General features: G+C 70.5%; 14 protein-coding genes. 7 read left to right on the forward strand and 7 right to left on the reverse strand.

The features are described 5' to 3' along the window. Positions 1–36 precede the first annotated feature (36 nt). The 4 genes from Q0833_RS12835 to Q0833_RS12850 all read left to right on the forward strand — a co-directional run bounded on the left by Q0833_RS12835 (position 37) and on the right by Q0833_RS12850 (position 4,458). Positions 37–1,146 carry a cystathionine gamma-lyase gene (locus Q0833_RS12835; protein ID WP_298435372.1) on the forward strand — a complete coding sequence of 370 codons (1,110 nt, stop codon included), beginning with the start codon at positions 37–39 and terminating at the stop codon, positions 1,144–1,146. Positions 1,147–1,212: 66 nt separating this feature from the next. Continuing rightward, positions 1,213–2,394 carry a TauD/TfdA family dioxygenase gene (locus tag Q0833_RS12840; protein WP_298435375.1) on the forward strand — a complete coding sequence of 394 codons (1,182 nt, stop codon included), beginning with the start codon at positions 1,213–1,215 and terminating at the stop codon, positions 2,392–2,394. A 31-nt stretch (positions 2,395–2,425) separates the two neighbouring features. Further along, entirely contained in the window at positions 2,426–3,532 is a 1,107-nt protein-coding gene (locus Q0833_RS12845) for a carbohydrate ABC transporter permease (RefSeq protein WP_298435378.1), read from the forward strand. Continuing rightward, on the forward strand, positions 3,529–4,458 hold the full coding sequence (locus Q0833_RS12850) for a carbohydrate ABC transporter permease (protein ID WP_298435381.1): 930 nt from the start codon (positions 3,529–3,531) through the stop codon (positions 4,456–4,458). Before Q0833_RS12845 ends, Q0833_RS12850 begins: the two co-directional genes overlap by 4 nt. Positions 4,459–4,527: 69 nt before the next feature. Here Q0833_RS12850 and Q0833_RS12855 read toward each other — a convergent pair whose 3' ends face one another. Both Q0833_RS12855 and Q0833_RS12860 read right to left on the reverse strand, forming a co-directional pair. Next, entirely contained in the window at positions 4,528–5,442 is a 915-nt protein-coding gene (locus Q0833_RS12855; protein WP_298435384.1) for a Hint domain-containing protein, read from the reverse strand. A gap of 347 nt (positions 5,443–5,789) precedes the next feature. Then, positions 5,790–6,596 carry a LysR family transcriptional regulator gene (locus Q0833_RS12860; protein WP_298435387.1) on the reverse strand — a complete coding sequence of 269 codons (807 nt, stop codon included), beginning with the start codon at positions 6,594–6,596 and terminating at the stop codon, positions 5,790–5,792. Between the two features lie 81 nt (positions 6,597–6,677). On the opposite strand from Q0833_RS12860, the gene glyA reads away from it, so the two are divergent. Next, positions 6,678–7,964, forward strand: coding sequence for an aminotransferase class I/II-fold pyridoxal phosphate-dependent enzyme (glyA, locus tag Q0833_RS12865; RefSeq protein WP_298435390.1), 1,287 nt, complete (start codon positions 6,678–6,680; stop codon positions 7,962–7,964). A 68-nt stretch (positions 7,965–8,032) separates the two neighbouring features. Here glyA and Q0833_RS12870 read toward each other — a convergent pair whose 3' ends face one another. Then, positions 8,033–9,508 (reverse strand): FGGY-family carbohydrate kinase, encoded by a 1,476-nt coding sequence (locus Q0833_RS12870; RefSeq protein WP_298435393.1) that lies wholly within the window; start codon positions 9,506–9,508, stop codon positions 8,033–8,035. A 79-nt stretch (positions 9,509–9,587) separates the two neighbouring features. Here Q0833_RS12870 and Q0833_RS12875 point away from each other — a divergent pair, with 79 nt between their 5' ends. Both Q0833_RS12875 and Q0833_RS12880 read left to right on the forward strand, forming a co-directional pair. Next, entirely contained in the window at positions 9,588–10,613 is a 1,026-nt protein-coding gene (locus tag Q0833_RS12875) for an aldo/keto reductase (RefSeq protein WP_298435396.1), read from the forward strand. A gap of 82 nt (positions 10,614–10,695) precedes the next feature. Then, the gene (locus Q0833_RS12880; protein ID WP_298435399.1) at positions 10,696–11,517 is read left to right on the forward strand and encodes an amidohydrolase; all 822 of its coding nucleotides are present in this window, start codon (positions 10,696–10,698) and stop codon (positions 11,515–11,517) included. Positions 11,518–11,595: 78 nt separating this feature from the next. Here the strand turns inward: Q0833_RS12880 and Q0833_RS12885 are convergent, their stop codons facing one another. The 4 genes from Q0833_RS12885 to Q0833_RS12900 are packed head-to-tail and all read right to left on the reverse strand — an operon-like array spanning position 11,596 to position 14,953. Then, positions 11,596–12,381, reverse strand: a complete 786-nt coding sequence (locus Q0833_RS12885) for a PfkB family carbohydrate kinase (protein WP_298435401.1) — start codon at positions 12,379–12,381, stop codon at positions 11,596–11,598. Positions 12,382–12,390: 9 nt separating this feature from the next. Further along, the gene (locus tag Q0833_RS12890) at positions 12,391–13,368 is read right to left on the reverse strand and encodes a TIM barrel protein (protein WP_298435404.1); all 978 of its coding nucleotides are present in this window, start codon (positions 13,366–13,368) and stop codon (positions 12,391–12,393) included. Continuing rightward, entirely contained in the window at positions 13,365–14,099 is a 735-nt protein-coding gene (locus Q0833_RS12895; protein ID WP_298435406.1) for a GntR family transcriptional regulator, read from the reverse strand. Before Q0833_RS12895 ends, Q0833_RS12890 begins: the two co-directional genes overlap by 4 nt. Positions 14,100–14,152: 53 nt before the next feature. Continuing rightward, positions 14,153–14,953 (reverse strand): phytanoyl-CoA dioxygenase family protein, encoded by an 801-nt coding sequence (locus tag Q0833_RS12900; protein ID WP_298435409.1) that lies wholly within the window; start codon positions 14,951–14,953, stop codon positions 14,153–14,155. Positions 14,954–15,051 lie beyond the last annotated feature (98 nt).

Consider the following 15,051-nt stretch of genomic DNA (forward strand, 5'->3'; position numbering starts at 1 on the left):
GGGGCCAGTTCGGGCCAGATCCGAAAGGCCCCGCCCATGCTGCCAGATGACATCCAGACGCAGGTCCTCGACCTTCTGCATCACCGCACCTCGCGGCTGGCCGATGGAGACCCGGTGGCCGAACCGATGGTCTCGACCTCGACGTTCCGGCTGGGCGACCAGCCCGCGCCCGACGCGATCTACGGGCGCTACGCCACGCCCACGGTACAGGCCTGCGAGGCGCGGCTGGCCGCGGTTGAGGGCGCGCCGAGCCTTCTTTTCGCGAGCGGAATGGCGGCCATCGCAGGCGTGATGCTGAGCGTGCTGAAGACCGGCGACCGGGTGCTGGTGCCCGCCGACGGCTATTTCCACACGCGCGTTCTGGCCGGCGAGACGCTTGCGCCGCTGGGCGTCGAGATGATCACCGTGCCGACCCGCGAGATGCTCGGGGCGGATCTTTCGGGCGTGGCGCTCGTGCTGGTCGAGACGCCGTCGAACCCGGCGCTGGACCTGATCGACCTCGCCGCGCTCTCGGGCCGCTGCCAAGCGGCGGGCGCGCTTCTGGCCGTCGACAACACCTTCTGCACGGGGCTTCTGCAGCGACCGCTGGCGCTCGGCGCCGACATCACGCTCGCGTCGGACACCAAGGCCGCGGGCGGGCATAGCGACCTGATCCTCGGGCATGTCGCGACCGCCGATCCGGACCTGATGGAGCGGCTGGCCGCGACGCGCAAATTCACCGGGGCGATCCCCGGTCCGTTCGAGGCCTGGATGCTCAGCCGCTCGCTCGAGACGCTGGAGCTCAGGCTCGACCGGATGTGCCGCAGCGCGCAGGCCGTGGCCGAGCGGCTGGCGTCGGACGACCGCGTTGCCGTGCGCTTCCCCGGCCTGTCCGACCACCCCGACCACGCACTCGCCCGGACGCAGATGCACGCGCCCGGCTTCGTCATCGGCGCGACCTTTCCCGACCGTGCCGCCGCCGATCGCTTCATCGCCTACGCCGGCTGCATCCTGCCCGCCACGAGCTTCGGCTCGACCCATACCAGCGCCGACCGCCGCGCCCGCTGGGGCGATGCGGTGCCCGAGGGCTTCCTGCGGCTGTCCATCGGCATCGAACCGGAGGCGCCGCTGCTCTCCGCGATCGACCAGGGCCTCACAGCCGTCTGACGTCGCGGGCAGGCGAGACGCGGTCGGAATCGGGCGCCAGCAACGGGGGCACATCCCGGAGGCGACATGCGCGACGAGACCCTGCCCGATCTGCCCTACACGCCCGATTTCGAAACCTGGCCCGTCACCCATCGCCCCGTCGCCGCCCAAGCCGAGGGCGATGCGGTTCGCGTCATCTGGGCGGACGGTGCCGAAAGCGTCCACCTCGCCCGCCTCCTGCGTGAAAACAGCCCCGATGCCGACACGATCCACCCCCTCTCGCGCGAGTTGCTGATCTCGCCCACGGCGATCCCCGCCGACCTCTCGGTGCGGTCGGCATCGGTCGAAAACGGCATCCTCGGGGTCGTCTTCACCGACCGTCCCGACACCTGCCGCTACCATCCCGGCTGGCTGCGCGGCACCGCATGGCTGGGACAGGTGCCGGAGCCCGACCCGGCCGCGCCGATACTCTGGGACGCGACGCTGGCCGAGGTGCCGAGCTTCGACGGGCCCGCCGCCTTGGCCGACGACGCGACCTTCCTCGCCTGGCTGGAAGCGCTGGCGCACCATGGCGTCGCGCGCCTTCGGGGCCTGCCCGAGCGGGACGGGCTCCTCCTCGAGATCGCCGGTCGCATCGGCACGATCCGCGACAGCAATTTCGGCCGCGTCTTCACGTCGGCGATTCAGGACGACCCGACCAGCAACGCCTATACCTCGCACGCCCTTCCGCCGCATACCGATCTTGCGAGCCGCGAATGCCCGCCGGGGCTGCAATTCCTCCATTGCCGCGAGAACACGACGACCGGGGGTATGGGCACCTATGTTGATGGCTACCGGGTGGCCGAGGATATCCGCACCGAGGATCAGGAGCTCTTCGAGACGCTGACGACCCTCGACTGGACCTTCGGCAACCGCGCCCGCGACAGCGATTATCGCGCGACGGGGCCGGTGATCGCGCTGGACGCGCAGGGCGCCGTCCGCGAGATCCGCTATACCGTCTGGCTGCGCCAGCCCGTGGTCGCCCCGCTGGACGAGCAGCGCCGCGCCTACGAGAGCCTGCGCGCCTTCGCGGTCCGCGCCGAGGACCCGCGCTACCGGATGGAGGTGCGCTACGCCGCGGGCGATCTCTTCGCCTTCGACAATCGCCGCGCGCTGCATGGGCGGACGGGCTACGACGCGGCGGGCGGGGCGCGCTTCATCGAAGGGGTCTATTCGGACCGCGACGAGCTCTGGTCGCGCATCCGGGTCCTGCGGCGGGACGCGCGATAACGCTTCCCAACCGCCGGGCGGCGTGACTAACATGTCAGCAATGGCCGAGCAGCTTCACATCGTCACCGAAGACCGCATCACGCCTGCGCGGCGCGCGGTTGGACGCACCATGATCTGGGGCGGGCTGGCGCTGCTGGTGGCGGTGGGCGCGCTGCAATGGTTCGACCAGACCGGCCGGCTCGATCTCGGCTTCGAGAGCTGGCGTCCGACGCTCTACGCCTTCTGCCTCTTTGCGACGCTGCTGTGCTGGGCGCAGGTCGTGCTGCATGGCGAACAGGGCAAGCGCACGCTTTTCGTGCTGCCCGCGGCACTCTTCGTGGGCGCGCTGGTGATCTTCCCGCTGATCTTCGGCGTCGGCATCGCCCTCAGCGACTGGAACCTCGCATCGCCCGACGGGCGGCAGTTCAATGGGCTCGACAACGCCCGGCAGGCGATGGGCGACCCGTTCTATCTCAACGCGCTCTGGAACATGGTGCTCTACACGGCGGCGATCCTCGTGGAATACGTCATCGCCTTCGGCCTCGCGCTCCTCCTCAACGCCGAGATCCGGGCGCGTAAGTTCTTCCGCGTGGCGTTTCTCCTGCCCCTGATGCTCTCGCCCGTCGCTGTCTCGTGGATGGTCGGCAAGTCGATGTTCGAGCCGCGCTTCGGCCCGATGGCCCGCCTCGCCCGCGAGTTGGGATGGGAGACGCCCAGCTTCTTCGGCACCCCCGAGATCGCGCGCCTGATGATCATGGTCATGGATGCGTGGACCTTCATCCCCTTCATGATGATCATGCTGCTCGCGGGCCTCCAGGCCGTGCCGAAGGAGCTGATCGAGGCGGCCAAGGTCGACGGCGCATCGCCCTGGCGCCGCTTCTGGGAGGTGACGTTTCCCCTGATGCTGCCGGTGTCGATCACCGCGATCCTGATCCGCATCATCTTCAAGCTGAAGCTCGCCGACATCGTCATCAACATCACCTCCGGCGGGCCGGGCGGAGCGACCGACACCGTCACCAGCTTCATCTTCCGCGAATACCGCGACCGCTCGAACGTGGGCTACGGGACGATGCTCGCGTTCCTCTACCTGATCGCGATCGTGATCTTCATGACTGTCCTGATGAAACTCACCGAACGCTGGACGAAGCCCCAGACATGACGGACGCGCCCGCCACCCAGATCTTCCACGACAGCGAGGCCGACCGCGCCTTCCGTCCGGGCTTCGTTCTGTCGAAGGTGGCGATCTACGCGCTGTTGATCGCCTGGGCGATCATCTGCCTCTTCCCGATCTACTGGACCATCACCACCAGCTTCAAAGCCGCGCCCGACGTGATGCAGGGCAACATGATCCCCTATGTCGATTTCGAGCCCAAACGCCTCGGCTGGCGGGCGCTGGGCCTGTCGCCCGACACGATCGGCAGCGTCTCCACCGTGCGCGACGAGTTCATGCGCCGGTTCTGGAACTCGACGATCATCTCGGTCTCCGCCTCGCTGCTGGCCGTGATCCTCGGGGCCTGCGCGGCCTATGGCCTCTCGCGCTTCCAGTACCGCTTCGGCCCGATGCGCAACGGCGACATCTCGTTCTTCTTCCTCAGCCAGCTGATCCTGCCGCCGGTGGTCCTCGCGCTGCCGTTCCTCGTCCTCTACCGCGAGCTCGACATGCTGGACAGCCGCATCGGCCTGATCCTGCTCTACACGCTGACGGTCCTCCCCATCGTCATCTGGATCATGCGCGACCAGTTCGGCTCGATCCCCACCGAGCTCGAGGAGGCCGCGATGGTCGACGGCCTCGGCATCTGGGGCGCGTTCCTGACCATCATCCTGCCCATCGCAGCCCCCGGCATGGTCGCAGCCTTCATCCTGTCGCTCGTGCTGACCTGGAACGAGTACTTCTTTGCAGCCCTCCTGACCTCGACGCACGCCAACACCCTTCCCGTGATGGTCGCCTCCCAAACCGGGTCGCAGGGCATCTCCTGGTGGTCGATGGCCGCGCTCAGCTTCGCGGCGATCCTGCCCCTGATCGTGATCGGCATCGTGCTGGAGAAATACATCATCAAGGGCATGGCGGCGGGCGCGGTGAAGTAGCGCGCGCGAAGCGGAGAGGCGGCGCGGCCGCATAGACGTCGCCACCCGCCCCCTCGGACGGGAGCGTCGTCACGCGGCGACCGAGCGCGCGGAACCCGGCGGCGCCCACAGGGCCGCCAGCCGTCTCGCCGCCTGCATCGTCAGGCAGGGACGTGCGGGATGCGCGTCCCCGACCATGGGCATCATCGCGTGCCGCAATGCCCGCCGCTGGGGTCGATCCAGGCCCCCGCGAACCATTGGTCCCGGAAGGAGCGATTCCGTCCAGCACCCCTCGGCGACGACGATGGTGTGGCGATCCAGCAGGAAGTGGTGCCAGGTGATCGACCGCCGGCCATGCATGAACCGGACCCGTCGTAGGCCCGTCAACGCCTCGGACGGCACGAACACCTCCGTATCGCTGAAGCCGTGGAGCTGGCCCGCCGATCCGGCGAGGATGCGGTGCTGCGGGGACACGATCAGGTCCCGCGACGGGCAACCGGGGCCCAGCGCGCCGGCGCGGATCAGCACCGGCGGCTTGCTTGGCTTCGGGCCGCGCAGCGGCGCGTTCGCGGCGTTGGTCCACCGGATGGGCATGGCGCCGTGCTCGACGGTCGTCACCAGGTCGCCCGCCCGCAGCGTCTCGATGCGGCGCGGCCCGCATGGCGTCTCGATCCGCGTGCCGGTCGCGTAACACGGAATGGTGCCCCGGCTCGGCGCGCTCTGGGCCGAGTAGCTTGCACCGCCATCGGTCGTCTCGAATGTCTGGCCGCTCTTCAGGAAGCCGAGGCTCTGGCTGGTCGCCCCCGCGGCCGGGCCGGATGTCGGCGAGACAGTCTTCCCCTCGAACGATACGAACTGCACGACGGCACCCGTATCGTCGATGAGGGCAATGGATTCGCTCGCGCCGTACTCGATCCCGCCCGGCGTGAATTCGTCGAACGAGTAGATGTCCTGACCATGTTGGGTGGCGTCCAGCGACGGGAACGCCATCGTGGCCTTCAGCACGCCGGAGGCATCGTAGATGGCGATGGAATAGCCGGAGACATCCGTCCCGGCGGGAGCGGCGACCTCGAAAAAATTCGGAGGCGCGTCCTGATATCCGACTTCGGAGAAATACACGGGCATGATCCCAGACCTGCTGGCGCCAGCCTTAGATCAAGCTCATTTCAAGTTCCTTAAGCCGCCCGGGAACGGGGACACGGATCTGATCTCGGAGGGCACCATGCGTCCGGGGTCACGGTCGGCCACGGACAGCCCGAACCATCAGGCGGGAGACGCGACCGGCCGTCATGCGCCCAATCGACGCCGCGCGGGCCGCGATGCGCGGCGCGGGCAATCTGCCCCGGCTTCCCTCAGCCTTCGATCTCCGCTCTGAGCCACGTCGCCGCCAGCCGCGCGATGCGGCCGGGATGTGCCACCGTGACCTCCAGCCCCTCGTCCAGCGGCACGCGTGCGCCCGCTTCCTCCAGCCGCCCTTCGGCCAGCAGCGGCGCAACCAGCGACAGCCGTCCCATCGCCGTGCCCGCACCGCGCAGCGCCTCCTCGATGGCCAGCCCGTAGAGCGAGAAGACCGGCCCCGACGCGGGCACGCCGTCGGTCGCGGCGTCCCAGACGTCCCAATCCCCGGCCCAGCTCGCATCCGTCAGCCGCGTCGCCGCCCCGCCCGGCGCGCGGACCGGGACCAGAACGTCCGTGCTGAGGCCATAGAACAGCCACAGGTCATGCGGCGCGCGCTTGGTCGCCGGCGGCGCCTCCATCGCGGTGATCGAGACGGTCAGGCCCGGCATCGTCGCGCGGAGCGCGGGCAGGCGCGGCTGCAGCCAGAGCTGCGCGATCGACGGCAACGTTGCCACCGACAGGCGCGCGGGGGCCGCCCCTGTCCGCAGCGTGTGCTGAGCCGTCCCGAGATCGTCGAACGCGCGTGTCAGCCCCGGCAGGACGCTGGCCCCCAGCGGCGTCAGGCGCACGCCTCGCGCCAGGCGATCGAAGAGCGGCGCGCCCAGCCGGTCCTCCAACCCCTTCACATGCGCCGTCACCGCGCCGGGCGTCACGCCCAGCTCGCTGGCCGCGGCCTTGAACCCGCCCAGCCGTGCCGCCGCCTCGAAGGCGCGCAGCGCGTTGAGCGGCAGGTCGGGGGCACGGGGCGGGTCGACGGACATGGGCAAGCCTCAGATTTTCTGACCCTCACTTTCACCCGATCTGCGTTGACCGCAAGCCCCCGTCTCGGGCCAATGCGACCCATGACAGATCTCGCCCCCCGTCCCTGGCTCACCGCCCCCGCCGCCGCCCGCATCGACGCCCTTCGCCTGCCCGCCGATCCCCGCGCCGCGGTCGAGGCGCTGGCGGCCGAGACGCGCGCGATCCACGACGAACGCTGCTTCAACCTGAACCCCGCGACCAACGTGATGAACCCGCGGGCCGAGGCGCTGCTGGCTTCGGGCCTCGGCAGCCGTCCGTCGCTGGGCCAGCCGGGCGACAAGTACGAGACCGGCCTCGAGGCCATCGAACAGATCGAGGTGATGGCCGCCCGCCTCGCCGCCCGCGTGTTCGGCGCCACATATGTCGAGCCGCGCGTCCCCTCGGGCGCGCTCGCCAACCTGATGTCCTTCATGGCGCTGGCACGGCCCGGCGACGCCATCATCGCGCCCCCGCCCGCCATCGGCGGCCATGTCACCCACCACGCGGCGGGTTGCGCCGGGCTCTACGGCCTGACGACGCACCCGGCCCCGGTCGATGCCGCGCGTTACACCGTCGATGTGGACGCCCTCCGCGCGCTGGCCCACGAGGTCCGCCCGAAGATCATCACCATCGGCGCCTCGCTCAACCTCCACCCCCATCCCGTCGCCGATCTGCGCGCCATCGCCGACGAGGTCGGTGCCGTCCTGATGTTCGACGCGGCCCATCTCTGCGGGGTGATCGCGGGCGGCGCCTGGCCGAACCCGCTCGACCAGGGCGCGCATCTGATGACGATGAGCACCTACAAGTCGCTCGGCGGCCCGGCCGGCGGCCTGATCGTCACCAACGAGGCCGAGATCGCCCGCCGCCTCGACGCAGTCGCCTTTCCAGGCCTGACGGCCAATTTCGACGTGGCCAAGACGGCGGCTCTGGCCGTCACGCTGCAGGACTGGATCGACCACGGCGCGGCATACGCCGCTCATATGGTCGCCTTGGCACAAGCCCTGGCCGAGGCCGCGCGCGCCGAGGGCCTACCCGTCTACGGCACCACCGAAAGCCATCAGTTCGCGATCGAGGCCGCGCCCTTCGGTGGCGGCCAGACCATGGCCCGGCGCCTTGCCCGCACGGGGTTTCTCGCCTGCGGCATCGGCCTGCCATCGCCCGAAGTGGAGGGCGACATGAACGGTCTCCGCATCGGCACGCCTGAACTGGCCCGCCGCGGCGTGGAATCGTCTGACGCCCCCGCGATCATGGCGATCCTCGCCCGTGCGCTTCAGAGCGACCCCGAGACCGTCGCCCCCGAGACCGCCGCCCTCCGCGCCCGTTTCACGGAATTGCGCTACGCCGGCTGACCCGCCGTCTTCGATGCTCCTGAAATATGCGCGTGGGGTGCAGGGCGTCCGCCAGCCCCCCGCCGCCGTCAGAGCGCATGCGCGATCGCCTTGGTCGTCTCGTAGAGGTCGCGCCAGAGCGGATAGGCCCGCGCATAGGCGTCCTGCGCCACCGGCTCCACCAGGCGCTCCACCGGATTCCACGCCGAGATGTCGCCCGGCACGCAGGCCCCCACCGCCACGCCCGCCAGGAAGGCGTCGCCCAGCGCCGCCCCCGTCGTCCGCCGACACAGGTGCTGCGTCACGCCGGACAGATCCGAGGTCGCCTGCAGCCAGACGTCGTTCTTCACCCCGCCGCCCACGGCCAGCACGCGGCCCGGATCGGCCCCACCCGCGCGGAACGTCTCGACCACATGCGCCGTCCCCATCGCCACGCCTTCGCAGACGGCGCGGAACATCGCGCCCCGGTCATGGGTCAGGTCCAGCCCGAAGAACGCGCCGCGCGCGTCGGGGTCCTGGATCGGCGTCCGCTCGCCCGAGAAATAGGGCAGGCACAGGAGGCCCAGCGCCCCCGGCGGGACGGCCCGCGCCTCGGCGGTCAGCACGGCGAAGGCGTCGTCCCCGAGCTCCCGCGCGAACACGTCCCGGAACCAGCGCGTGAGCGTCCCGCTCGTGCCCTGCCCGGCCATGGCGCACCACGTCCCCGGCCAGAGCCACGGCGCCGACCAGAGCGAGGCGTCCAGAAGACGCGCGGACGTGACCTGGATCATGAACATGCTCGAGCCGTACATGACCATCATGTCGCCCGCGTCCCGCGTGCCGACGCTGACCGCCTCGGCCGCCGCGTCGATGGTGCCAGCGGTCACCGGCGTGCCCTCGGCCAGCCCCGTGGCCCGCGCCGCCGCTGCGGTGACGTGACCGGCGATCTCCGTGGTCCAGATCAGCCGGGGCAGCATCGCGGGGTCGACGATCCCGTCGCACATCGAGTCGGACCACGCCTGCGCCCGCGCGTCGTAGAGCGGCGTCCACTGTCCTGCCGAATGGTGGTCCAGCACCCGCTCCCCCGTCAGGCGGCGTACGAGGAAGGTCGTGCAGGTCTCGATCGCCGTGACCTCGGCCCAGAGCTCCGGACGGTTCCGCCGCAGCCAGAGCACCTTTGGCCCGACCGATTGCGAGGTCAGCACGTTGCCCGACGCCTCCAGCATTGCGTCGGCCCCGAACCGTTCCGTCAGCTCCGCGATCTCGGCGCCCGCCCGCGCGTCCACACCGTAAAGGATCGCGGGCGCCAGCGGGTCGCCACCCTTGTCCACCGGCAGCACGCAGGGCCCGATCCCGCTGACCGCAACGGCCGCCACCTCCGCGGCATCCAGCCCGGCCAGCACCTCGCGGGAAAGAGCCGCGAACCCGTCCCACCAGACGGTCTCGGCGTCGTGCTCGGCCCATCCGGGGCGTGGCACGTCCATCCGGTGCGCCCGGACCGCCTCGGCCACGACCGCGCCGTCGGGCGTGGCCAGCACGGCCTTGCCCTCGAACGTCCCGATATCCACGCCAAGAAGATAGGTCATCGCGCGCTCCCCCTCGCCGGGGACGCTAGCGCCCGCGCTCGGGACATTCTAGCATGTCAGCCGATCAGGGGAGCACCGGATGACACTCAAGACGCGACACTGGGACCGGCTGGGCAATGGCGGGCTGACCTTCACCAAACTTGGCTTCGGCACGGCCCCCTTGGGCAATCTCTACCGCGCGATCACCGACGACGAGGCCGATGCCATCCTCGACCGGGCCTGGGCGGCGGGCGTGCGCTACTACGACACCGCGCCGCTCTATGGGCTCGGCCTGTCGGAGACGCGGCTGAACCGCTTCCTGCGCGACAAGCCCCGCGACGACTACGTGCTCTCGACCAAGGTCGGCCGCTACCTTCTCCCGGCCACGCCCGAAACGCGCGACGGTCACGGCAAGTGGTTCGAGGTGCCGAACCGAAACGAGGTCTACGACTACAGCTACGACGGCGTCATGCGTTCGCTGGAAAGCTCGTTCGAGCGGCTGGGTGTCGACCGGATCGACATCCTCTTCGCCCATGACATTGACGTCCCGAACCAGGGCAGCCGCGCGAACGTGGACGCCAAGGTCGCCCAGCTCCAGGCGGGCGGCTACCACGCCCTCGAGCAGATGCGGAAGGATGGCGCGATCACCGCATTTGGTGCCGGCGTCAACGAATGGGAGGTCTGCCAGCAGCTGGCCGAGAGTGGTGACTACGACCTCTTCCTGCTGGCGGGGCGCTATACGCTTCTGGAGCAGGAGGCGCTGACCTCCTTCCTGCCGCTCTGCGAGGCGCGGGGCATCGGCATCGTGACCGGCGGGCCCTACAACTCGGGGATCCTCGCCACCGGCCCCAAGCCCGGCGCATTCTACAATTACGAGGTGGCCGAGAAGCCGGTCCTCGACCGCGTCGCCGCCATCGAGCGGGTCTGCCAGAGCCACGGCGTCAGGCTCGTGGACGCCGCCTTCCAGTTCCCGCTCCTCCATCCCTGTACCGTCAGCGTGGTGCCCGGTGGACAGGGTGTAGCCGAGATGGACGGCAATCTCGCGGCCGCCCGGGCCGAGATCCCAGCGGCGCTCTGGTCCGACCTCAAGTCCGAGGGCCTGATGCGCGAGGACGCGCCGACGTGAACCGCCATCCCCTTCGATGTTCCAGAAATATGCCGGGGGGTCCGGGGGGCTGGCCCCCCGGCCTCCTCCGCTGCGCGCGCCCATGAGAGTCGACGCGCATCACCACCTCTGGCAGCCGCTCCGCGGCGACCACGACTGGATGCCCGAGGGCCACCCGATCCTCGACCGTCCTTACGCGCCCGCCGACCTTGCCCCGCATTTGGCCACGCGGGCCATCGACCGCACCGTCCTCGTCCAGGCGGCCGCCACGACGCATGAGACCGAGTACATGCTGGGCCTCGCCGACGCGACGGACTGGATCGGCGGTGTCGTCGGCTGGATCGATTTCGAGGATGCGGACCAGCGCGCCACGCTCGCGCGCCTCGCCCGCCACCCGAAATTCCTCGGGGTGCGGCCCATGATCCAGGATATCCCCGACGACGACTGGATGCTCCGCGCGGATATCGCCTGGGGGTTCGAGGCGGTTGCCGCGCTGGACCTCACCTTCGACGCGCTGGGCTTCCCGCGCCACCTCGCCAACTTCCACACCATCCTGACGCGCCATCCGATGCGCTGCGTGATCGACCACGCCATGAAGCCCGACATCGCGGGTAGCGCTTTCGACGACTGGGCCGCGGGCATGGCCCGGCTGGCGCGCGACACAACGGCCTGCGTCAAGCTGTCGGGCCTCGTGACCGAAGCCGCCGAGGACTGGAACGTGGAGGACCTGCGCCCCTATGCGCACCACCTCTTCGAGACCTTCGGCCCGGATCGGATCATGTGGGGCAGTGACTGGCCCGTCTGCCGCCTGCGCGCCGAATACGGGGTGTGGCTCGAGGCGGCGGAGGCGCTGACGGCGGATCTTTCGCCTGCGGAGCGCGCCGCGATCTTCGGCGGAACGGCGGCGCGGTTCTACCGGCTGTGAAGGCGTGGGGGGGGGGCTCTGCCCCCCGCCGCCCTCCGGGCGACTCCCCCCGAGGTATTTCAGGCCAGAGGACGAGGCTCAGCGCGGTGTGGAGACATGCCGCGCGGCATGGGCTTGGGCGGCGCCGAGTGCGTCTTCCAGCGACACGCCCGCGTCCAGCGCCGCCGAGAGCGCGCCGCAGAACGCATCGCCCGCACCGTGGCTCGAGACCACCTCGACCGCCCGGGCCGGCATCTCCGTCACGACGTCGCCCCGGTGCAGCGCCAGCCCATCGGCGCCCTTGGTCACGACCGTCGCCCACGCGCCGAAGGCCGTCGCCCCCATCTGCGCCGCCTCGACCCGGTTCACGACCAGCACGTCGACCCGCGCCATCAGCGTGGCGTCCACCCCCCGCGCGGGCGCCGCGTTCAGGATCAGCGTCGCGCTCGGCGGCAGCGCGTGGGCCAGCGCGAGGTTCGCGGCCGCGGGCACTTCGTTCTGGATCAACGCGATGGTCACGTCTGCGGGCAACTCGCCCGGCATCGCGGCCGCGTTCGCCCCCGTGACGACGACCGCTCCGTATTCGCCCGTGGCGGTCTCGATGGCCACCGACATGCCCGACGCCCCCGCCACCCGCGCGACGCGGTCCCGGTCCACGCCCGCCTCGTCCAGCACGGCCAGCATCCGTGCGCCCGGATCGTCCGACCCGACCGCGCCCGCGAACGCCACCCGCGCGCCGCAGGCCGCCGCCGCCACGGCCTGATTGCCGCCCTTGCCGCCGAAGCGGTAATCGACGTCCTGGCCGGGTAGCGTCTCATCGAGCGCGGGCAGCCGGGCGGCCCGGACCACCACGTCCCAATGCAGCGATCCGAGGACGAGGATCATGCGCCCCGCTCACGCACCGAAGAGCGCCCGCGCCACGATCCGCTGCGACGTGGCCCCGTCCTGCCGCGCGATAGCGTCCCGCAACTCGGGCAGCGCGCCGATCTCGCCCGCGAGCGTGCGCAGCCGCTCGACCAGCGCGAGGTTCGTGCGCGCCTCCTCGACCGGGTTCAGCCCGCCATGGTCGGGGAAGGTGTCGAAATAGATCGCGCCGTCATAGCCGATCCGCTCCAGTTCCACGAAGAGCTCGATCGTCGCCACGGGATGCACCGTCCCCACCATCAGCCCGTCGTCGCGCTTGCCGTAGCCGTCGTTCAGATGCACGCCCAGCAGGCGCGAATGCCGCGCGATCAGGTGGGCGGCATGGGCCGGCATCTCGTCGGCATAGAGGACATGGGCGAAGTCGAGCGTGACGCCGAGGTTCGACCGATCCGCCTCGCGCACGCCCAGAAGCGTCGTGCCCACATCGGGCATCAGCGCGTAGGCGCGCGGCTCGTTCGGCTTGTATTCGATGGCGACGTCCATCCCCGGGTCGTGATCGGCGACGGCCTGCATCGCGGCGATCGTGTCGTCCCACATGCGACCATACTCGCCCTGGAACGCGTAATCGAACCCGTCCTGACCCATCCAGAGCGTCATCACCGTTCCGCCCAGCGCCCGGCAGGCATCCATGCCGCGCTTCGTCAGGTCGACGGCCTTGGCGCGCAGTCCCGCATCCGGGTTGGTGAATGCCCCGATCATGAAGCCCGGCTCGGTGTAGTAGCGCATCGCCACACCGTTCAGCGTCATGCCCGCATCGCCCAGCATCGCGCCCAGCGTCTCGGGTGTCTGGCCTTCGAAATGGTCGGGATAGTTGAGGTCGGCGGTGTCGAGCCCGCCGACCTGCCCCGCCGCGGCGATCATGCCCGCGATGCCCCCGCCCAGATCGCCCGCCATCGGCTTGAACGCGTTGAGCCGCGCGGCATAGCGCGGGCGGTTCGGAATGGTCATGGGCGGTCCACTTGCGAAGGGGTCGGGTCGGTCGAGAAGAGGTCGGGCCTTGCGGCTTCCAGCGGGGTCAGGAAGGTCATCAGCTGCGCGAGGTGGTGCCGCATCGCCGCGCGGGCGGCGGCCCCGTCGCGCGCAGCCAGCGCCGCGACGATGGCGCGATGCTCGGCCAGCGTCTCGGCCACGCGGTCGCCCATCGGCAGGATCAGGCGGCGGGCGCGGTCGACGTGGACCCAGGCCGTGTCGGACACGCGGGCCAGCCGCTGGAAGCCCGTGAAGTCGAGCAGCATCCGGTGCATCTCGCCGTCGAGCGCGTAGAAGCCCGGAAAATCGCCATCCTCGACCATCACGCCCTGCAGGCGCAGGTTCCGGCGCAGGTCGGTCAGTTGCGCGTCGGTGATCCGGGGGGCGAGGTGGTCGATGGCGGCCAGCTCGATCGCCTCGCGCAGGAACGCGCCCTCGCGGATCTCGGCCATCGAGAGGCGGGCGACGAAGCTGCCGGCCTGGGGGACGACATCGACCAGCGCTTCGGTCGCGAGCCGGGTGACCGCCTCGGAGACGGGCGAGCGCGAGACGCCCAGCATGCCACAGATCTCCTCCTTGCGGAGCGCGGCGCCGGGATCGACGCGAAGCTCGACGATCGCCTCGCGGAGCGCCAGATAGGTGCGCCGCGCGAGCGTGCCCTCGTAGCTGTCGAGGGGGCGGAGCGTGATCGTGGGGGCATCGGCCGACATGCTAGCATGCTACGTCGTCGCACCCGCCCCGGCAATCGCGCGCCTCGGGTCGGTCAGGCCGCGCCCCGGACGACCGGAAACCAGTCCTCGCGCAGCCGCTCGCCGGCCGCCATCCCGTGACCGGGAAAGGGCGGCGAGGTGGGGCCGGGCCGGTCCACGACCCGCGCATCGTCACCGACGTAGCGGAGCGAGAAGGCCCGCCGCCGCCGCTCGGCCACGTTGCCCCGCGCCCCGTGCAGCGTGTCGAACGAGAAGGCTACGGCGTCGCCCGGTGCCATCTCCCATTCGAGGACGCGCATCCCCTCGGCATCGGGGTCCGGCACCGGGCGGTAGTCGCCGGGAAAGAATGCCTCCTCCGACAGCCAGCGGGTCGGAAGCACCGGCCGGTCCCAGAGATGCGAGCCCGCGACCAGCCGCAGCGTGGCTTCCCGCACCGGGTCGAGCGGCACCCAGAAGCTGACCGTCTGGCGCCCGCCGACGAAGTAGTAGGGACCGTCCTGATGCCACGGCGTGGCGCGCGCGGTCCCCGGCTCCTTGACCAGCACGTGGTCGTGGAAGAGCTGCACCCGTTTGGACCGCATCAGGGCGGCGGCGGCCCCAGCGATGACCGGGTCCCGCGCGACCGTCTCGAAGGGAGGGATGCGGTGCCAGTTCACGTAGTCGTCGAAGAAGCGCCCGGCTTCGCCCGCCACCGTGTTCTCGGCGGCATGGGGGCCCGGCGCGATCATGTTATGCGCCACGCCATCGCGCAGATCCTCGACATGGGGCGCAAACAGGCCACGCAGCACCACGGCGCCGTCGCGGGCGAAGGCGGCGGCGATCTCGGGGGTGACGATGTTCTCGGTATGGTCCATCCGACATCCATGCCTGCGGCGCGGCGATCCGTCCAGCCCCGCGACGCGACGTGACGCTGGAATCGCGGCCCGGCCCATCCTAGATCGATGACGCAGGA

The organism is uncultured Jannaschia sp. (genome assembly GCF_947503795.1).
Classification (GTDB): domain Bacteria; phylum Pseudomonadota; class Alphaproteobacteria; order Rhodobacterales; family Rhodobacteraceae; genus Jannaschia.